This window comes from Streptomyces sp. NPDC090045, assembly GCF_044747975.1.
GTDB lineage: Bacteria > Actinomycetota > Actinomycetes > Streptomycetales > Streptomycetaceae > Streptomyces.
In genome coordinates this window covers 88,428-105,952 of record NZ_JBIVFA010000018.1, presented here as the reverse complement: position 1 = coordinate 105,952, position 17,525 = coordinate 88,428, and the positions used below count along the sequence as shown (strand labels likewise).

General features: G+C 72.7%; 18 protein-coding genes. 12 read left to right on the top strand and 6 right to left on the bottom strand.

The window, feature by feature from the left end:
• Positions 1–37 precede the first annotated feature (37 nt).
• The 3 genes from ACIPYQ_RS35270 to ACIPYQ_RS35260 all read left to right on the top strand — a co-directional run bounded on the left by ACIPYQ_RS35270 (position 38) and on the right by ACIPYQ_RS35260 (position 3,084).
• Positions 38–1,000 (top strand): ATP-binding cassette domain-containing protein, encoded by a 963-nt coding sequence (locus ACIPYQ_RS35270; protein ID WP_401258229.1) that lies wholly within the window; start codon positions 38–40, stop codon positions 998–1,000.
• Entirely contained in the window at positions 997–1,785 is a 789-nt protein-coding gene (locus ACIPYQ_RS35265) for an ABC transporter permease (protein WP_401258228.1), read from the top strand. Before ACIPYQ_RS35270 ends, ACIPYQ_RS35265 begins: the two co-directional genes overlap by 4 nt.
• A gap of 78 nt (positions 1,786–1,863) precedes the next feature.
• Positions 1,864–3,084, top strand: a complete 1,221-nt coding sequence (locus tag ACIPYQ_RS35260) for a CaiB/BaiF CoA transferase family protein (protein ID WP_401258227.1) — start codon at positions 1,864–1,866, stop codon at positions 3,082–3,084.
• Between the two features lie 49 nt (positions 3,085–3,133).
• Here ACIPYQ_RS35260 and ACIPYQ_RS35255 read toward each other — a convergent pair whose 3' ends face one another.
• A complete protein-coding gene (locus ACIPYQ_RS35255) occupies positions 3,134–3,403 on the bottom strand; it encodes a hypothetical protein (RefSeq protein ID WP_361763856.1) in 270 nt (89 codons plus the stop codon).
• Positions 3,404–3,682: 279 nt separating this feature from the next.
• On the opposite strand from ACIPYQ_RS35255, the gene ACIPYQ_RS35250 reads away from it, so the two are divergent.
• Positions 3,683–5,407, top strand: a complete 1,725-nt coding sequence (locus tag ACIPYQ_RS35250) for a serine/threonine-protein kinase (protein WP_401258225.1) — start codon at positions 3,683–3,685, stop codon at positions 5,405–5,407.
• Here the strand turns inward: ACIPYQ_RS35250 and ACIPYQ_RS35245 are convergent.
• The gene (locus ACIPYQ_RS35245; protein ID WP_401258295.1) at positions 5,377–6,177 is read right to left on the bottom strand and encodes an SGNH/GDSL hydrolase family protein; all 801 of its coding nucleotides are present in this window, start codon (positions 6,175–6,177) and stop codon (positions 5,377–5,379) included. The two genes, ACIPYQ_RS35250 and ACIPYQ_RS35245, sit on opposite strands and share 31 nt — an antisense overlap.
• 206 nt (positions 6,178–6,383) lie before the next feature.
• Between ACIPYQ_RS35245 and ACIPYQ_RS35240 the strand changes: the two genes are divergently transcribed.
• Positions 6,384–7,481 (top strand): DUF5925 domain-containing protein, encoded by a 1,098-nt coding sequence (locus ACIPYQ_RS35240; protein ID WP_361763850.1) that lies wholly within the window; start codon positions 6,384–6,386, stop codon positions 7,479–7,481.
• A gap of 179 nt (positions 7,482–7,660) precedes the next feature.
• Here ACIPYQ_RS35240 and ACIPYQ_RS35235 read toward each other — a convergent pair whose 3' ends face one another.
• Positions 7,661–8,047, bottom strand: a complete 387-nt coding sequence (locus tag ACIPYQ_RS35235; protein ID WP_361771132.1) for a GntR family transcriptional regulator — start codon at positions 8,045–8,047, stop codon at positions 7,661–7,663.
• 71 nt (positions 8,048–8,118) lie between these two features.
• Between ACIPYQ_RS35235 and ACIPYQ_RS35230 the strand changes: the two genes are divergently transcribed.
• Both ACIPYQ_RS35230 and ACIPYQ_RS35225 read left to right on the top strand, forming a co-directional pair.
• Entirely contained in the window at positions 8,119–8,346 is a 228-nt protein-coding gene (locus ACIPYQ_RS35230) for a hypothetical protein (protein WP_401258223.1), read from the top strand.
• Entirely contained in the window at positions 8,343–8,825 is a 483-nt protein-coding gene (locus tag ACIPYQ_RS35225; RefSeq protein ID WP_361771130.1) for a DUF402 domain-containing protein, read from the top strand. Before ACIPYQ_RS35230 ends, ACIPYQ_RS35225 begins: the two co-directional genes overlap by 4 nt.
• A 71-nt stretch (positions 8,826–8,896) precedes the next feature.
• Here ACIPYQ_RS35225 and ACIPYQ_RS35220 read toward each other — a convergent pair whose 3' ends face one another.
• The 3 genes from ACIPYQ_RS35220 to ACIPYQ_RS35210 all read right to left on the bottom strand — a co-directional run bounded on the left by ACIPYQ_RS35220 (position 8,897) and on the right by ACIPYQ_RS35210 (position 10,030).
• Positions 8,897–9,262: a hypothetical protein gene (locus ACIPYQ_RS35220; RefSeq protein ID WP_361771128.1), complete on the bottom strand. Its 366-nt coding sequence runs from the start codon at positions 9,260–9,262 to the stop codon at positions 8,897–8,899.
• 54 nt (positions 9,263–9,316) lie between these two features.
• Positions 9,317–9,460 (bottom strand): hypothetical protein, encoded by a 144-nt coding sequence (locus tag ACIPYQ_RS35215; RefSeq protein WP_401258220.1) that lies wholly within the window; start codon positions 9,458–9,460, stop codon positions 9,317–9,319.
• Positions 9,461–9,733: 273 nt separating this feature from the next.
• A complete protein-coding gene (locus tag ACIPYQ_RS35210) occupies positions 9,734–10,030 on the bottom strand; it encodes a hypothetical protein (protein ID WP_401258219.1) in 297 nt (98 codons plus the stop codon).
• 78 nt (positions 10,031–10,108) lie between these two features.
• Between ACIPYQ_RS35210 and ACIPYQ_RS35205 the strand changes: the two genes are divergently transcribed.
• From ACIPYQ_RS35205 to ACIPYQ_RS35185, 5 genes are all read left to right on the top strand, one after another.
• The gene (locus ACIPYQ_RS35205; RefSeq protein ID WP_401258218.1) at positions 10,109–11,104 is read left to right on the top strand and encodes a LuxR C-terminal-related transcriptional regulator; all 996 of its coding nucleotides are present in this window, start codon (positions 10,109–10,111) and stop codon (positions 11,102–11,104) included.
• Between the two features lie 991 nt (positions 11,105–12,095).
• Entirely contained in the window at positions 12,096–15,479 is a 3,384-nt protein-coding gene (locus ACIPYQ_RS35200) for an ALF repeat-containing protein (protein WP_401258216.1), read from the top strand.
• Positions 15,476–15,874 (top strand): hypothetical protein, encoded by a 399-nt coding sequence (locus tag ACIPYQ_RS35195; protein WP_401258214.1) that lies wholly within the window; start codon positions 15,476–15,478, stop codon positions 15,872–15,874. The genes ACIPYQ_RS35200 and ACIPYQ_RS35195 overlap by 4 nt, the downstream gene beginning before the upstream one ends.
• A 128-nt stretch (positions 15,875–16,002) precedes the next feature.
• Positions 16,003–16,500: a hypothetical protein gene (locus tag ACIPYQ_RS35190; RefSeq protein ID WP_401258213.1), complete on the top strand. Its 498-nt coding sequence runs from the start codon at positions 16,003–16,005 to the stop codon at positions 16,498–16,500.
• Positions 16,501–16,654: 154 nt separating this feature from the next.
• The coding region (locus ACIPYQ_RS35185; protein ID WP_401258212.1) for a trypsin-like serine protease at positions 16,655–17,525 on the top strand (871 nt) is incomplete at its 3' end.

Genomic DNA, 17,525 nt, shown 5'->3' with positions numbered 1-17,525 from the left:
TTACGTACGCCGTACGCAGTGAGGTACGGTGTCGCCCATGACGACTACGTACGCTGTACTTAGTGAGGGTCTGGAGAAGAGCTACGGGGAGGTCCACGCCCTGCGCGGCCTGGACCTCGCCGTCCCCGAGGGCACGGTCTGCGGCCTCCTCGGACCCAACGGCGCGGGCAAGACCACCGCCGTCCGGATCCTCACCACCCTCACCGCGCCCACCGCCGGCCGCGCCCTCGTCGCCGGCCACGACGTCACGCGCGGGCCCGCGGCCGTCCGCCGCGCCATCGGGGTCACCGGCCAGTACGCCTCCGTCGACGGGGATCTGACGGGCCGCGAGAACCTCCGGCTCTTCGCCCGTCTCGCCGGACTGCGCGGCTCCGCGGGCCGGGGCCGCGCCGACGAGCTGCTGGAACGGTTCGGGCTCGCCGAGGCCGCCGACCGGGTGGCCGCCACCTGGTCCGGCGGCATGAAGCGGCGCCTGGACCTGGCCGCCGGGCTGGTCACCCGCCCCCGGGTGCTGTTCCTCGACGAGCCCACCACCGGCCTGGATCCGGCGGCCCGTGAGCAGATCTGGAGCGCGGTGCGCGCCCTCGCGCAGGAGGGCACCACGGTGCTGCTCACCACCCAGTACCTGGAGGAGGCGGACCGGCTCGCCGACGACATCGTGGTCGTCGACCGCGGCCGGGTGGCCGCCACCGGAACCCCGGCGGGGCTCAAGGCCCGCATCGGCGCCTACGCGGAGGTCACCGTCACCGCCCGCGGGGCCCTGTCCGCCGCGGCCGGCGTACTCGACCAGCTCACCGGGGGCCGGCCCGTGCTCGACGAGGAGCGGCTGACCGTGGGCGTGACCGTCCTCGACCGCGGGCTCACCCTGCCGCGGATCATCCGGGAACTCGACACCGCCGGCGTCCCGGTCACGGACGCCGGCCTGCGCCCGCCCACCCTCGACGAGGTGTTCCTGCGCCTCACCCGGGCCCGTTCCGCCGATCAGGAGTTCGCCGCATGAGCACCTTGCTGTCCGACGGCGGAGCCGTCCTCGCCCGCCAGCTCCAGAAGGCCCGGCACGCCCCGGCGCTCCTGATCCTCACCCAGACCATGCCGATCACCATGCTGCTGTTCTTCGGGTACGTCTTCGGCAGCGCCCTCGCCATGCCGGGCGCCGAGTACCGGGAGTTCCTGGTGCCCGGGCTGCTCGCCGCCACCGCCGCGAACGGCCTGATGACGGGCATGTTCACGGCGGCGCAGGACGCCCACCGCGGGGTGATGGACCGGTTCCGCACCCTGCCGATGAGCCGCACCGCCGTCCCGCTCGGGCAGACGGCGGCCGATCTGCTCACCACGGGCGTGTCCATGGTGCCGCTGATGCTGGTGGGGCTGGCGATGGGCTGGCGGATCGAGAACGGCCTGCCCGGCGCGCTGGGCGCCCTGGGCGTGCTGCTGCTGTTCCGCTTCGCCACCGCGTGGGCGGGCACGTACCTCGGCCTGCTGAGCAGGAGCGAGGAGGCGGCGGGCCAGCTCGGCAGCGCCACCTTCGTCCTGCCGATGCTGTCCAGCGCGTACCTGCCGACCGCCGGGCTGCCCGGGTGGCTGCGCGCGGTCGCCGAGTGGAACCCGATCAGCGCCGTCGCCACGGCCGTGCGCGAGCTGTGCGGGAACGCCGGGGCCGAGGCGGCGGCCGGGTCGGCCTGGCCGGCGGCACATCCCGTGGCCGGGGCGCTGCTCTGGTCGGTGCTGCTCCTCGTGCTGTTCGTGCCCCTGGCCACGCGCAGGTTCGCCCGCGGCGCCCGGTAGCGGCCGTCATATGTGATCAATGGCGCGCATCGCCGCGGGTGTGGTGACATCGGCCCGTCGACCCGGTAGGCAGGGCCCATGGCTACCGAAACGGCTCCCGCACCGGCCCCCGAACCGCTCCCGCTGGACGGCATCACCGTCGTCGCCGTCGAACAGGCCGTCTCGGCCCCCTTCGCCACCCGCCAGCTCGCCGACCTCGGCGCCAGGGTGATCAAGGTCGAGCGTCCCGACGGCGGCGACTTCGCCCGCGCGTACGACACCGCCGCGCACGGCCTCGCCTCGCACTTCGTCTGGGCCAACCGGGGCAAGGAGTCGATCGCCCTCGACCTGAAGGACCCGCGCGGCCTGGACGTCCTGCACGGCCTCCTGGCCGGCGCCGACGTCTTCGTGCAGAACCTCGCGCAGGGCGCCGCCGCCCGGCTCGGCCTCGACTCGGCCGCGCTGTGCGCGCGTTACCCGCGGCTGGTCGCCGTGGACGTCTCCGGATACGGCCCCGAGGGCCCGTACGCCCACAAGCGCGCCTACGACATGCTCGTGCAGTGCGAGGCGGGCCTGGTCTCGGTGACCGGCACCCCGGAGCAGCCCGTCAAGGCGGGGATCCCGGCGGCGGACATCGCCGCGGCCATGTACGCCTTCTCGGGGGTCCTGGCCGCCCTGCTGCGCCGCGGGGTCACCGGGCGCGGGGGCAGGGTGGAGGTGTCCATGCTGGACGCGCTCGCCGAATGGATGGGGCATCCGCTCCACCACACGATGCACGGCGGGGAGCAGCCCGTACGCACCGGGCTGGCGCACGCGGTGATCGCACCCTACGACGCCTACGCGACGGCCGACGGGGACCGGGTGCTGCTGTCGGTGCAGAACGACCGGGAGTGGCGCCGGCTCGCCGAACAGGTGCTGGAAAGGCCGGAGTTGGCCGAGGATCCGGCGTACGCGACGAACGCGGCGCGCACCGGGAACCGGGGGAAGACCGACGCGGTGGTGGCGGAGGCCCTGGGCCGGCTGGGCGCGGACGAGGCGATCGGGCGGCTGGAGGCGGCGGGCATCGCCTGCGCACGGCTGAACTCGGTGGCCCAGCTGGCCGGGCATCCGCAGCTGGCGGCCCGGGACCGATGGCGGGAGGTGGGATCACCGGCCGGTCCGCTGCGGGCCCTGCTGCCGCCGATCGGGCTGCCGGGCGGCGCGGCACCGCACATGGGTGCGGTGCCCGCGCTGGGCGAACACACCGAAGCCCTGCTGCGCGCCCTGGGGATGGCGGACGCACAGATCTCGGAACTGCGCCGGGACGGTGTGATCGGGTAGGGCCGGGAAGCCGCAGGCCCGAGGGCGAACGGCTGCGGTGCGGGGACGGTTACGAACGGCGGCTGCCGAAGAGCGTGCGACGCAGGCGGCGCAGCGGCGCGAAGAGCGAGACGCGCGCGCTCCGGCTCCGCAGGCGGTGCGTGTGGTCGCGGGAGGTGAGCTCGCGCATCAGCAGCGTCGCCTCGGCGGCCTCCCGGTGCGGGACGGCGGGTCCGCCCAGCACGGCGAGATGGCGGTCGAGGCGCGAACTGCTCGCACCGCTGCCGCAGGTGATGGCAGGCACGCGAGGCGGCCTGCTGCGCATAACTATCTGTTCCATGTTCTCTCCCCACCCGTACGAGGGCACCCGGCCCGGGCAGGTTAACCCTATCGCCCCCGCGTCGCCCCCGGGTATCCCGGTGGTGTGAATTACCCCTATGGGTACGGGTAGTTGACGGTTACTCAACGGAGTCGACCGTCACTCTCCGCACAGAGGTGACGCTGCGGAGGGTCACGCCGCGAGTCCCGTCACGACAGGGGTCACTTGCCGCCCACTGCGCTAACTTGGAGTGACCGCCCGATGACACGTGGGCGCAGAGGAACGCACTCGGGGGGCCGCGTGAGTGAGCAATCGAACTCCGGTCGTGTCGTTTCGGGCCGGTACCGGCTGCTGGAGCCGATCGGCCGCGGCGGCATGGGCGTCGTGTGGCGGGCCCGGGACGAGGTGCTGGCCCGCGACGTGGCCGTCAAGGAGGTGCGGGCGCCCGCCGGACTGGATCCCGCCGAACTGCAGCGCATGTACCGGCGGCTGGAGCGGGAGGCCTGGGCCGCGGCCCGGGTCTCGCACCGCGGGGTCGTCACCGTCTACGACGTGGCGTCCGAGGACGGGCGGCCCTGGATCGTGATGGAGCTGGTGCGCGGGCTCTCGCTGGCCGACGTACTGGAGGCGGAGGGGCCGATGGCCCCGCAGCGCGCCGCCCACATCGGGGAACAGGTGCTGGCCGCGCTGCGCTCCGCGCACGACGCGGGGGTGCTGCACCGGGACGTGAAGCCTGGCAACGTGCTGATCGCCAATGACGGCCGGGTGGTGCTCAGCGACTTCGGGATCGCCAGCCTGGAGGGGTCCTCCGCGATCACCATGACCGGCGAGGTGGTCGGCTCCCCCGAATTCCTGGCGCCCGAGCGGGCGTTGGGGCGCGATCCGGGACCGGAGTCGGACCTGTGGTCGCTCGGGGTCATGCTCTACGCCGCCGTCGAGGGGGTCACGCCGTTCCGTCAGGCCACCCCGCTCGACACCCTGCGGGCCGTGGTGGACGCGGAGTTGCCGCCGCCGCGCCGGGCCGGACCGCTGGAGCCCGTACTGGAGGGGCTGCTGCGCAAGGATCCGGCCGAGCGGCTGCCCGCGGCGGAGGCGGCCCGGATGCTGCGGGTGGTGGGCGCGGGCGGAGCCGTACGGGCCTCCGGCGGGCCGGTGTCGGGCCCGGACTCGCCGACGGCCACCGCGCACCACGGGCACGAGGCGCGGGGCGGCGGGGTACTGGCGGGCCAGGGGGCCTTCGGCTTGCACGGCGAACCGGCGGGACCGTACGGGCAGCCCGCGCCGCCGATGCCCGTACCGGGACCGGGCCCCGGACCGGTGGAACGCGAGGGCCGGGCCGGACTGGTGCTGGCGGCCGGCATCGCGCTCCTGGCGCTCGCCCTGGTCGCGCTGGGGTGGGTGCTGCTGAAGGACCGCGGGGAGCCGGACGGCCGCGGAGGCGGCGCGGGCGCTCCGACGGGCGCGGCGACCACCGCCCAGACGGTCACCACGAGCCCCTCGGCCCCGCTGTCCGCCTCGCCGCCGCCCTCGGCCCCGGCTTCCGCCTCGGCCACCGCTGGGCAGCACGTCTCGGTGTACGTCGACGTCGTGCGCTCCGCCTACACCGGCAGCTGTCCCCCGCCCGGGGAACACGCGCCCGCCTTCACCGCCACCGTCGAGGTGGAGCGGATCCCGGTGGTGCTGGAGTACCGCTGGGCCACGCGGAGCGGGCGGACCTCGGGTCCCGGCTGGCAGTCCGTCACGTACGAGGCCGCCGGGCCGCGGAGCCGGCGGCTGGAGCACTTCGAGCTCACGCACGTCCCGGGAACGACCTTCGAGGACGCGGTCCGGCTGGAGGTGCGGGGGCCGGCGGAGGTGACCACCCAGTGGGTGGCCACCTCCGTGACGTGCAGGAAGGAGACCCCGACGACCGGGGCCTCCTCCCCTGCGGCGAGTACGTCACCGCCCTCGCCGACGGCGAGTGCCGCGGCGAGCCCCGCGGCCGGCCGGGCGGATCAGGCCGTGCTGGTGAAGACGGGCAGGTAGCCGCCGGACTGTCCGGCGGCGGTCGGGTGGTACGACTCGCCGATGTTCAGCCAGTTGACGCTGTGCAGCCACGCGTTGCCGGAGCAGATCTCGTGGCCCGTGAAGGCTCCGGCGACCGAGGCGAAGGTGAAGCCGTGGTCGGCGGCGCGTTTGGCGATGGCGGCGTTGAGGTGGTCGGCGGCTCCGTTGATGGCGGCGCGTTCGCCCTCGGTCAGGCCGGTGGTGCAGGTGCCGTTCAGCTTGTAGAAGCGGGGATAGCCGAGGACGACGACACGGGCGGCGGGCGACCGGCTGTCGATGGCGTTGTAGACCTGGTCGAGCAGGCCGGGGAGGGTGGAGTTCACGTAGGCCTTGGCCTGGTTCACGCGGTTGACGCAGGTGGATTCCGACTGCAGCACACAGGTCGTCATCACGTCGGAGAATCCGGCGTCGTTGCCGCCGATGGTGATGCTGACCAGGTCGGTGCCGGAGTTGAGCGGGCCGAGCTGGTTGGCGAGGACATCACCCGTACGAGCGCCCGAGCAGGCGGTGAAGGAGAAGGTCTGGGGGGAATGGGCGGCGGCCCACAGGGCCGGGTAGGCGCGGGGGGTGCGCTTGCAGTTGCCGCTCGCGCTGTCGTAGTTGCCGGCGCCGACGCCGGAGGAGTACGAGTCGCCGAGGGCGACGTAGCCGAAGTCCGCGGCGGCGGAGGCCTGGGGGGCGCCGAAGAGGGCGGCGCCCGCGGCGAGTAAGACGGAGGAGGTGAGGGCAGCGAAGCGCGACAGTCTCATGCTCATGTGTGCGGCTCCTTGTGGGGGTTACTCCTGAGTCCGTGGTACAAGGAGCCGAGGCTGGCTGGAAGTGTCCATGCCAAGAATGTTCGGGGCAGAGTTGCGGCCCGAATCTTCACTCCGAATGCGTTTGAAGAGGGAACTTGGGCACCCGATCCGGCGAAACACGGGTGCACGGGGGCACGGTGTGCCGGATCATGGGCGCCATGCCAGCCAACCCTCATGACGCGCTGCCGATCCGGCTCAACGTCGACGACAGCGACTCGCCGTCGGACGTCGTCGACGCGCTGTTCCTCGGCCGGTTCGCCACCGGTGAGCAGCCGTACTCGCACAGCGTGTCGATCGAGCGGGTCAAGGCGGACGCGACCCTCCTGCCGCCGGAGGCCACGGTGTTGCGCTCGGCGCGCGACAGCGACCGCAGCGCCACCCTCGCCGAGGGCGAGGGCTGGACCATGCTCGTCTCCCGCTGGAGCCGGGGCGCGGACGTCACCGTGACGGCGGTCAGCGACGAACTCGCGGAAAGGGTGCTCGGCGAGGCCACGGAGGGGGTGCAGGACGAACCCGAACCGCAGCCGGAGAACGTCACGATGGGCTTCTGGTACGTCTCCCCGCGCCGCGGCCCCTACCGGACGACCCGCCAGATCGCGGCCGGGACCTGGGCGGAGGTGCGCCCGAACTACACCGCACCGGTGGCCGGGGCGATGGACCGCCTCATGAAGGTGACCCCCGACGACATCGCGGGCCGGCTGCTCCTGCTGCACGGCCCGCCGGGCACGGGCAAGACCTCCGCCCTGCGCACACTGGCCCGGTCCTGGCGGGACTGGTGCCAGGTGGACTGCGTGCTGGACCCGGAGCGGCTGTTCAACGACGTGGGCTACCTGATGGACATCGCGATCGGCGAGGACGAGGGCACGTCGAAGGGCCGCTGGCGGCTGCTGCTCCTGGAGGACTGCGACGAGCTGATCCGCGGCGAGGCCCGCCACACCGCCGGGCAGGCCCTGTCACGGCTGCTGAACCTGACGGACGGCCTGCTCGGGCAGGGCCGCAACGTGCTGGTCGGCGTGACCACCAACGAGGACCTGGAACGGCTCCACCCGGCGGTGGTCCGGCCGGGACGCTGCCTGGCCCGCATCGAGGTCGGCCGGCTGACCCACCGGGAGGCGGTCGACTGGCTGGGCACGGACGAGGGCATCTCGCGCGAGGGCGCCAGCCTGGCGGAGCTCTTCGCGCTGCGGCGCGGCTCGGGCCCGGCCGCGATCCTGCCGCCGCAGCCGCACACGTCGGAGGCGGGGCTGTACCTGTAGCTGCGCTGCAGATGCGGTCGTGTGTCACCTGCGGCCGAGCCTCTCGGGGCTCCGCCCCGAACCCCGCGCCTCAAGCGCCGGCGGGGCTGCACATTTCAGCCCCGCCGGCGTTTGAGGCGCGGGCGCGGAGCGCCGTAGGGGTCCGGGGGGCGGCGCCCCCGGCCACGGCGCCGCGGGGGCTACTTGACTGCGTACCGGGCCCGGAGGGCCTCGGTGGCGGCCTCGACCGCCTCGGCCTGCGTCAGGCCAAGGCGATGGGCCCGTTCCGCATAGGCCTGCGCAGCCGACGCGGCCTCGCGGGACGCGCCCTCCGCCGCCGCGACGAAGGTCCCGTTCCGGCCCCGCGTCTCGATCACCCCGTCCGCCTCCAGCGCCCGGTACGCCTTCGCGACGGTGTTCGCGGCCAGCCCCAGCTCCTCCGCCAGCCCCCGTACCGTCGGCAGCTTGAAGCCCGCCGGCAGCTTCCCCGACCGGGCCCGGTCCGCGATCTGCGCGCGCAGCTGTTCGTACGGGGCGGCCGACCCGGCCGAGCCGTCGATGGTGATCTTCAGGTTTGTCGAGGTCACGCGGGTGATTGTCTCCCATCGCCGGTTAATTGGGAGGCGCCCGGCCCGAAAGCGCCCGTAGCGTCTGCCGCATGACCGCATCGACCCGCGACCTCCGCCCGGGTGCCCTCCCGGACGCGGAGTCCGCCCGCGCGGCCCGGGACACCGAGGCCCTCACCGGCAACGACGCGGGCAACGACGCGGGCAACGCCCCGATGCTCGCCGTCGACAAGCGGTTCGGGTACGAGAGCTGTGCGACCGAGACGGACTGCACGAAGAAGCTCACGAAGCGACGCACGAAGGAACTGGAGACAGCGTGACCGAGCAGCTGACCGTCGTCCTGACCAAGGCCGGACGCACCAAGATCCGCTATCCGGCGGCGCAGGTAGCCGACGACGGCGACCGGATCTCCGTACGCGCCCCCTGGGCGGCCGAGGGCGTACGGGACTTCGGCTTCGTCCGCTTCGAGCCGGGCGACGTGTTCGTCGAGCACTTCTGGCGCACGCGCTGGTACGCGGTCAAGGAGGTGTGGACCGGCGACGGCGTCCTCAAGGGCTGGTACTGCGACGTGACCCGCCCGGCCCTGGTGCAGGCCGGCGAGATCCTCGTGGACGACCTGGACCTCGACCTGTGGGTCTCGGCGGACGGGACCTCCGTACTGCGCCTGGACGAGGACGAGTTCGCCGAGAGCGGGCTCGCCACGAGCGACCCGGAGGCGGCCGCCCAAGCCGTGCGCGCCCTCGACGCCCTGGACGACCAGGCCCGCTCGGCAGCCGGCCTGCGCGCCCTCCTCGCGTAGGAGCGACCGGGCGGGGCCGGCCGCCGGCCCCCGGCCTCGCCCCGCCGACGTGTCCGTCCCTGCCCTCTCCGCTACGCGCCCTCGTCGAAGAACCCGGCCTCCACCTCGAGGGCGAGCCTCTGCAGGACCTCGATCGCGGAGACGTCCGTCTGACCGTCGTCGTGCACGATGGCGAGACTCGTGAAGGCCAGGCTGAACCCGGCGACCATGGTCTGCAGAGCGGGACCGAGCGCCTCCGCGACCAGGCGGGCCACCTGCTCGGGAGACGAGTCGGCCGGCACGCTGATCGAGGGCAGCATCTCGTTCAGCAGGTTGGTGACCACTCGGGTCTCCGCGGCCGGGCCGTCGTCGTCCTCGCCCGCCTCCGCCGCCCGGCGGATCTCCTGGGCCTCCGTGAGGATGCCGATGACTCGCTTGAGAACCTCTGCTCGCCTCATCCCCGGAGCGTAGCCCCCGCGCACGGACGGAAACCCTCCCGAAGCCCACTTCCCCTACTGCCAGCCCATGTTGCCCTGCACCGTGACGGTCGGGGCGGACTGGGCGGGCGCGGCGGTTGCGGTTGCGGCGGCGACCAGCGGGGCGACGACGGTGAGCGTGAGGACCGCGGCGGCCTGGGCGATGCGCGTGCCAATCATGGGGTTCTTCCGTTCCTGAGCGTTGACGGCAAGTCGGACGGGTGTCCTGGACCGGTCGTGCCCCGCGGTGGCTCTTTCCGGTCCGAGTGCCTTCGGGATCGGTGTCCGTTCGGGCAAGAACTACTTTCGCCGCAGGTCAGGGACGGTGGAAGGGCTGTCGAGTGGACGGAAACGGCAGCGGCCGTTTGTGTCCACCCGTCGTGGGGAGCCGAACGGAAAGTCCACGTTCAGGGTCTGAGCACAGCGGCTCCCGAGCGGCGCCGTGGCCGGTCCTCACGGTGAGTCGATGACGAGGAGCGGGGCCTCGGCCCGTACGAGGGTCCAGCCCGGCAGTTCGGGGTGGATCTCCAGCAGCCGGGCACAAACGGCTGCCGCGTTCGCCTCCGCCCGGGCCAGCGAGTCGGCCAGGAGGAAGAGGCCCAGCACCGGTGCCGAGGACGCGTCACCGTGCACGCTGACGTGCTCGACGCCCTCCTCGGGACGGGCGCACTCGTAGATGAAGGCACGCAGATCAGGCGGCAGTTCGCCGCCCTGGGGCGGCGGCCTCAGGCGTGCGTGTACGAGGTACATGATTTCTCTTTCCGCCACCCCGCTCGGCATATGATGATCTTTTTGTGCTGGAGATGAGCAGGTCCTGGGGGGACTTTCATGCTGTCTGCGCTGGGGCTTGACACGACGGCAGAGGCCGTCTATCGAGCCATGCTGGCCGATCCGGGGAGCGGGGTCGTGGCCCTGGCCGCCCGCATCGGCACGACGGAACAACAGGTGCGCGACGGACTCGACGTCCTCAGTGAGCTCGCGCTGGTCCGGCCCTCGGCCGAGAACGGGGGGCTGCGCGCGGTCTCGCCGGACGTCGGGATGGAAGTCCTGATGGCCCGCCAGCAGGCCGAGATCGCCGCCCAGCAGCAGCGGCTTGAGGCCTCCCGCGCGGTCGCCGCCCAGTTGATCGCCGAGTACGCCGACCTGCGGCCGGCCACCATCAGTCCGGGAGTCGAGCAGTTGATCGGCCTGGACCAGATCAGGGACCGCCTCGCGCGTCTGACCCGTGAAGTCCGCCACGAGGTCATGACGTTCGCACCCGGAGGACCCCAGACCGAGGGGAACATCGCCGCGTCACGACCACTGGACGCCGAGCTGCTGGGGCGCGGGGTGCGCACCAGGGTGGTGTACCTGGACAGCGTCCGCCACCACCGGCCGACCGTGGAGTACGCGCGCTGGACCGCCTCGTTGGGCGGACAGGTCCGCACCGTGGCTTCCCTGCCCACCCGGCTGATCATCGTGGACCGGTCGACCGCGGTGATACCGGTGAGCAGCGAGGACACCGCGGGCGGCGCTGTCGTACTGACCGGGCAGGGAACCCTGACCGCGCTGTGCGCGCTGTACGAGAGCGTGTGGGCTGCGGCGCAGCCGCTCGGTGAGGTCCCCGTCCGGGATGTTCACGGCCTGAGCGCGCAGGAGTCCACCATCATCTCCCTGCTCTCCGACGGGCACACGGACGAGACGATCGCCAAGCGGCTGGGGGTGTCCGCGCGTACGGCCCGGCGGATCGCGAACGACCTCATGGTGCGGCTGGGCGCGCGCAGCCGGTTCGAGGCGGGTGTCCGGGCGGTCCAGCACGGATGGCTGCCCGCGCAGTCGGGCTGAGTCTGCCGCGCCGGGGACCCTCGTGGCCGGGCGGGGTGCGAGGGCTCCTCGGATGCCCCGGCGCCCCTGCCATGTCGGCGCCGTGGTTCCGAGCCCGGGTGGGGCGCTGCCGCCACATGGCCGGCCGGAGCGATCGCCCTGGCCGGCCGGCACAGGGGGCGTACCGGTCGCTGTGTGGTGTGCAGGCATGGTGATCCCCGGAATGGGTCGTGGCTGAGGGTGGTTCGTGGGGTGCGGGGCCGGTGAGGCCGTGTCGCCGGCACCGGCCGGGCGCACCTGGGCCAGGAGGGTGTGGTCAGGGGCTTCCGGAACCGTGGTCCCGCGGGGCGGGCGTGCGCCGGATGCGCGTTGTCGTCACACAGCCCAGTGTTTCCGCTTCCCGGCGTCTGCGAAAGCCGAGGGCACTGGCCTGAAGAGGCCTGGGCCACAAGCGTCCAGTCCATCGGCCGCCCTCTGGTCCGGCCCTGTGCCCCCCCCTTGCTGCGGTGAGCAGCGTCCCGGCACGTCCCGCTCTCCTGTCGGCCGTCAACGCTTCCCGGCAATGGTCCGGCTCGGCCCCACCCGCCGGAGGGGGGCGCGTCCGCGTGGGGCCGTCCCGGGCCGGATCGGGTCAGGGACGCTTCCGTCCACCTGAACCCCCTTCCCCTCACCTTCGCGGTGCGCCGAGAGTGGTGATCGCCTCCGGGGAGCGAAACGCGAACCCGGTCGGCACCACCGGAGAACACGCCACCGCGGGACGCGAATCCAGAGTCCGACGCGGCACACCGGGTGCGGACCACCGACCACGACAGCTCGTCAGGCCGGGAGCACGTCCTGGTCGGGATCAGCGCATGAGAAGGGAGTCGTGATGGCACCACGTTCACGACAGTTCAACAGACGTCAGATGCTCGGCGCTTTCGCCGCGGTGGCAGCCGGTTGTGCGCTGCCGAACTGTACGGTGCTCAGCCGGCCCGCGTACGCGGCGGGTGGCGCCGGAACCACCCCTCTGCCCGTGGGATCCGGTCTGCCGGACACCGAGCGGGGCCGGGTCGTCTGGGCGTACCGGACGGGCGGCCGCGCCGTCCGCACCGCTGCTGCCGCGGCCCTCGCGGGGAGCGCGGCGGACGTGAAGACGTTTCTTGAGGAGCGGCTGCCCGTGGCCCGGGCCGAGGACAACCGGTTCACGCTCACGCAGTCCCTGGTGACGGCGGGCCGGGCGACGCGCGAAAGCATCGGCGCGGCGCTGTCCGGCGGACCGACGGCCGTCGATGCCTACCTCATGGGCGGGTTCGAGAGCGCGGTGCACGAGGACCTCCGGGTAGCCGTGACCACGGTCATGGCGCGCGGTGCCCGTGCCGTGAAGCGCGAGGGAGCCGCTGCGCTGGACGCCGGGTCGGACTTCGCGTTGCGCGCCTTCCTCAGCGGCCGACAGTTCACCGCTCACGAGGAGGACGAGCGGGTGCAGGTGACGTCCATCCTCGTGACGGCGTCACCGCAGGTGCGGGAGTACGCGCAGCGGGCACTGAACGACGGGACACCGAGGGCGATCCGGTGGTTCCTCGAAACGGGCCAGTACATCGCCCGGGCCCGTGACGAAGAGACCGCGACGATTCAGCAACTGGTCAAGGTCGTGGAGTCGGAGGGGCAGCGCGCCGGCCGGAAGACCGACGAGGCCGTCGAGCTGTCCCAGCAGGCGGTCAAGGCTTCCGAGAAGGCGAAAGAGGCGGCGCTGGAGGCCAAGGCCGAGGCCGAGGCCGCCAGTCAGGACGTCCAGCGCTCTGCCAGGGCTGCGAACAAGGCTGCGCAGGCGGCCCGGGGCGCGGCAGCCGCCGCGACGACCGCGGTGTCGGCCTCGCGGACGGCGCAGGCCGCCGCGCAGCGTTCGGTGGCGGCCGCACACGCCGCCGCGGCAGCGGCCGCATCGGCAGGACGCGCCGCGGCCCGGGCGTACCAGGCCGCGATCGGGGCCTCCAAGGACGCATCGATGGCGGACGCGGCCCGAGTGGCGGCGCAGACTGCCACGGCCATGGTCAAGCTCGTCCGCGCTGTGGCCGAGAAGGCCGACCTCGCGGCCAGGTCTGCCGAAGCGGCGGATGTCGCAGGCTCGGCTGCCGCGGACTCTGCCGTCAACGCCGCCGCCGCCGCACGGGCATCGGCCGACGCGGCCGTGGCCTCCGGCGCCGCACAGTCCGAGGCCGCCGTCGCGCAGCGGGAAGCCTCCGTGGCCGAGGCCGCCGCGGGCAGGGCGACGCGGGCCGCGAGCCAGTCGCGGGCCTTGGCCGGGGAAGCGGCCAAGGCCGCCCGCGCGGCGCGCGACGCGGCCAACAGTGCCGCCGATCACGCCGAGAAGGCGGCCGCGGCCGCTGTGGAAGCGGCGAACCATGCCGGCCAGGCGGTCGACTACGCCAACCGGTCGACGGCAGCCGCCAATGCGGCCGTCGAGGCGGCGAACAAGGCTGCCGACGCCGTCGACAAGGCGCGTGCGGTCGAACAGAAGGCTCGTGAGGCCGAGACCGCCAGACTGACGGAGGAGACTGCGGAAGCGGTCGAACAGGCACGCCAGGAGGCAGCCGCGGAGGCCGGCCGGCTGGAGCGGTACGACCGGGAGCGGACCCAGGAAGCACGGCTGTCTGCTGAGCTGGTCGCTCTCATCGGCTCCGCGGAGTCCGCGCTGAAGGCCGGCAGGACCGCGGAGGCGGTGGCGGCCGGTCGTAAGGCAGCCGTCCAGCTCATCGACCGGTCGGGCACGTGGACGCAGCAGGCCGCGGAGTTCGCGCTGGGCGGCTCGGACGAGGACGTCGTCCACTGGATCGACGCCGACCGCCTCATCGCCCTGCAGCAGGACAACTTCGAGAACGTCGCGGCCAAGGCGGCGATTTCGACGCAGAACGTGGCCCTGGCCGCGGTGGACGTGCTCAAGACCAAAGACGCCTCGAAGATCAGGACGTTCCTCGAGAGCGGAGCACTCGAGGCGGCCAAGGAGGACAACCGGGTCGAGGTCACGACGGTCCTGGCCGACGACAACACCGGCCCCGCCGTGCGCCGTGCGGCCGTGGCCGCGCTGGAGAAGGGCACCGCCCAGGCCCTGCACGCCTTCCTGCACGTCGAGCGTGCCGCGGCCGTCCGCGAGGACGACCGCGTGAAGGCCACCACCCTCCTGGCGAACGGGGGCCCCTACACCAAGGCGGCCGCCAAGATCGCACTCGAAGGCGACACGCACATGCTCCGCCGGTTCATCGGCACCACGCAGCACGACTTCGCGCGGATCGACCACGACCACGCCACGCACATCAGCGCGGTCCGGGCGATGATCGCGGGTGCCGCGCAGGTGGCCCAGGAGGCGCAGGAGAACGCGGCCCGCGCCTCGGAGGCGGCGGCCCTCGCGCGCGACGCCGCGGCCAAGGCGGTCGAGTGGGCCGACCGTGCCAAGGGTTACGCCGCGGCCGCCAAGCTGTCCGCCGAGGAGGCGCGCAAGAACGCCGCCGCCGCCGAGGGGTCCGCTGCCGCTGCGGCGCGCTCCGCCGAGGCGGCACGTCAGGCGGCCGCCGCCGCGAACAGGGCGAGCAAGGTGGCCCGGAGCGCGGCGACCCGCGCCGTGCGGTCCGCCACCGAGGCCGCTTCCTACGCCGCGGATGCCGCGGCCTCCGCTGCAGCGGCCCGCCAGGCATCGCTCGCGGCAGGCCAGAGCGCCGACGCGGCCGCCGGTGCGGCGATGAAGGCCAAGTACCTCGTCTACGAGGCCGCACGGCGCGAGGCGATCCAGAAGGCGCAGGAGAACGCGAATACCCCGATCAACCCGGCCAGCATGGGCCTTCCGGCAGGAACCGAGAGCTGTCTGACCCCGTTCGGGCAGCCCATCGAGTCCGGAAACAGCACCAACCCGTGGGAGCTGGGCTGGAGCTGGCTCTCCGGAACGGGCCCCTCGTCGCAGTGCTTCGGCCCGAACGACGACTTCACCCGCCTCTACCGTGAGCACCAGCACACGCAGGAAACGCTCGCGGCCGTCGCCGGCCTCACACGTTCGGGGAACTACCAGATCGGCTCCACGCTCAGGTACAACTACTCGCTCAAAGGCCCCGGTGGTGTGGGGAAGTATCTCCAGGACTACGGGACGCTCACCACGGCCGGTCTCACCGGAAACCTCGCGTACACGTTCCTGGGGTCCCACCAGGTCCGGCTGACCCCCACCCGGAAGAACGCGGACGGCTCCGTGGTCTGGCGGTACACCGCCTACAACGAGTCGGACATCGAGTCCGCGACCCACCCCCCGGTCATCGGGTACACGGACTGGTGGAGCAACTCCGTCGGTTCGCTCATCAACAAGATCGTCGGCGACGACGGGCCGATGTCGCCCAAGACCCAGGTCATCGAATTCGACGTCACGCTGGGTCCGTGACCTCCTGGAGGACGGGTCCGGGGCGGCTCGTCACCTTCCTGGCCGCTTCCGTGTCACTCGTCGCGGGATGCACGGGCTCCTTCGACCCCGACGAACTGCCCGGCGTGTACCGCAACGACCTCACGGGCGCAGAGCTTCGGCTCGGGTCCGACGGGACCTTCTCGGCCGTCGACGTGGTGGCAGACGGATCCTCCGGCCCCTCCGACTTCAGCGGCCGGTGGGAGTGGCTCGGAGGCCGGGCGGGCGACGACTTCGTCTACCTGTTCGTCGAGGGTGGCGGACTCGGCCGGACCGCCGGCCTCCAGCTCTACCCGAGCGGGGGGAGCACGGTGGAGTTCCGTCCGGACCCGGACCGGCCGCCCTCCTTGGAGCTCACCAGGGTGGCGGAGCCGTAGCCGACTGTGCGCCGGCGCCTTCCAGAACTCGGCTCGTCAGCCAACTCCGACTTTTCAGCACTTTTGACAACAAGCGGCCGTGGAGAACCCTCTCTTCGCCCCTCATTGATCTCGACTTTAGGACTGTGATGAAGACACGCAACGCATGGACACGCATTCTCGGAACCGCGGCCGCGGCCGGTGTGCTGGCATGGGCCGTGGTGGCGGGCCAGACCTCCACCGCCACCAGCAGCAAGCCCGTCGCCGAGACGGGGCCCGGATACGCCATCGAGGACTACAACTACCCGAACGCCGGCAAGATCCTGGCCGAGCAGGGAATCGTCCTCAAGCGGGGCGACGGCCACATCGTGCTCGCCGACTGCCGGAGCGAGGAGAACCTCCTCAAGTTCCTCGCCCGTGACCGGGCGGACGTGTGCTTCAAAGTCATCGGCGACGAGGGCTTCCTGACCTTGGAGCTCAAGTCGGTGCACGGAGTGCGGACCGACGATTCCGGCAACACCCACCTCGCGATGACCGCCGAGAACGACCGCGTCGAATACAACATCCCCGCGAAGACCTGGGAAGGCGTCGGCGAGTCCGTCGACGGCCGGGAGCACGTCCTGGTCGAGATCCGAGTCACCAAGTAGCCCACCGCCTTCAGGCCTCGGGCGCAGCAGGCGACTGCGGCACCCCTCGATCCCCGTCGAGCTCGACGTCACCGGCCGACCGCCGGTCCCGCACACAGCACGACCGAACTTTGACGCATACCTCACCCCACCCTGTTCTTGAAGGAAACCGCACATGTCTGCATTCCGTCCGCGCACCGCGCGGATGTCCGGCCTGCTCGTCACTGCGACCGCGGTCGCCGCGGGCCTCGTTCCCGCCGGCTCCGCCCATGCCGTCTCCGGTCCGGAGGCGGCGGCCGGCCAGCACGCCTCCGTCGTCAAGCTGAACATCGGCAATGAGGCGAACGGCCGCGGATGTACCGGCACCATCGTCGACGTCTCCTGGGTCCTGACCGCCGCCAGCTGCTTCGCCGCTACGCCCGGTACCACGGTGCCGGCCGGTGCGCCCGCGCTCAAGACCACCGTGACCCTCGGCGACGGCCGGCGCGTCGACGTCTCCGAGCTCGTCCCCCGCACTGACCGGGATGTCGTCCTGGCCCGCCTCGCCACTCCCGCCGACGGGACCGTGCGCATCAAGCAGGCGAGTGCTGCCCCGGCAGCGGGCGCCGATCTGACCGCCGTGGGCTTCGGACGGACCAAGACCGAGTGGGCGCCCGGCAAGGCCCACACCGGCGCGTTCACCCTCAACACCTCCAACGGCACCTCCCTGACCATCACGGGGAAGGGCACCGACTCCCTCTGCAAGGGCGACACCGGCGGCCCGCTGCTGAACGCCGCCGGTGAGCTGGTCGGCGTCAACAGCCGTTCCTGGCAGGGCGGCTGCCTCGGCACCGACCCCGCGGAGTCCCGCACCGGCGCCCTTTCCGTACGCACCGACGACCTCGGCGGTTGGATGGAGGAGACGGTACGACGTTCCCTCGCACAGCGTGACGTGAACGGTGACGGCCGCTCCGACGCCGTCATGGTCTACCACCACGCCGACGGCTCCATCGGCTTCTACAGCTCCCTCGCCAAGACCGACGGAGGCTTCGGCGAATACACCGCCG

What these genes read in the sequence shown, in the direction of transcription:
- ACIPYQ_RS35270 (WP_401258229.1), top strand. Translation starts at nt 38, where the DNA reads ATGACGACTACGTACGCTGTACTTAGTGAGGGTCTGGAGAAGAGCTAC.
- ACIPYQ_RS35265 (WP_401258228.1), top strand. Translation starts at nt 997, where the DNA reads ATGAGCACCTTGCTGTCCGACGGCGGAGCCGTCCTCGCCCGCCAGCTC.
- ACIPYQ_RS35260 (WP_401258227.1), top strand. Translation starts at nt 1,864, where the DNA reads ATGGCTACCGAAACGGCTCCCGCACCGGCCCCCGAACCGCTCCCGCTG.
- ACIPYQ_RS35255 (WP_361763856.1), bottom strand. Translation starts at nt 3,403, where the DNA reads ATGGAACAGATAGTTATGCGCAGCAGGCCGCCTCGCGTGCCTGCCATC.
- ACIPYQ_RS35245 (WP_401258295.1), bottom strand. Translation starts at nt 6,177, where the DNA reads ATGAGACTGTCGCGCTTCGCTGCCCTCACCTCCTCCGTCTTACTCGCC.
- ACIPYQ_RS35240 (WP_361763850.1), top strand. Translation starts at nt 6,384, where the DNA reads ATGCCAGCCAACCCTCATGACGCGCTGCCGATCCGGCTCAACGTCGAC.
- ACIPYQ_RS35230 (WP_401258223.1), top strand. Translation starts at nt 8,119, where the DNA reads ATGACCGCATCGACCCGCGACCTCCGCCCGGGTGCCCTCCCGGACGCG.
- ACIPYQ_RS35220 (WP_361771128.1), bottom strand. Translation starts at nt 9,262, where the DNA reads ATGAGGCGAGCAGAGGTTCTCAAGCGAGTCATCGGCATCCTCACGGAG.
- ACIPYQ_RS35215 (WP_401258220.1), bottom strand. Translation starts at nt 9,460, where the DNA reads ATGATTGGCACGCGCATCGCCCAGGCCGCCGCGGTCCTCACGCTCACC.
- ACIPYQ_RS35210 (WP_401258219.1), bottom strand. Translation starts at nt 10,030, where the DNA reads ATGTACCTCGTACACGCACGCCTGAGGCCGCCGCCCCAGGGCGGCGAA.
- ACIPYQ_RS35205 (WP_401258218.1), top strand. Translation starts at nt 10,109, where the DNA reads ATGCTGTCTGCGCTGGGGCTTGACACGACGGCAGAGGCCGTCTATCGA.
- ACIPYQ_RS35190 (WP_401258213.1), top strand. Translation starts at nt 16,003, where the DNA reads ATGAAGACACGCAACGCATGGACACGCATTCTCGGAACCGCGGCCGCG.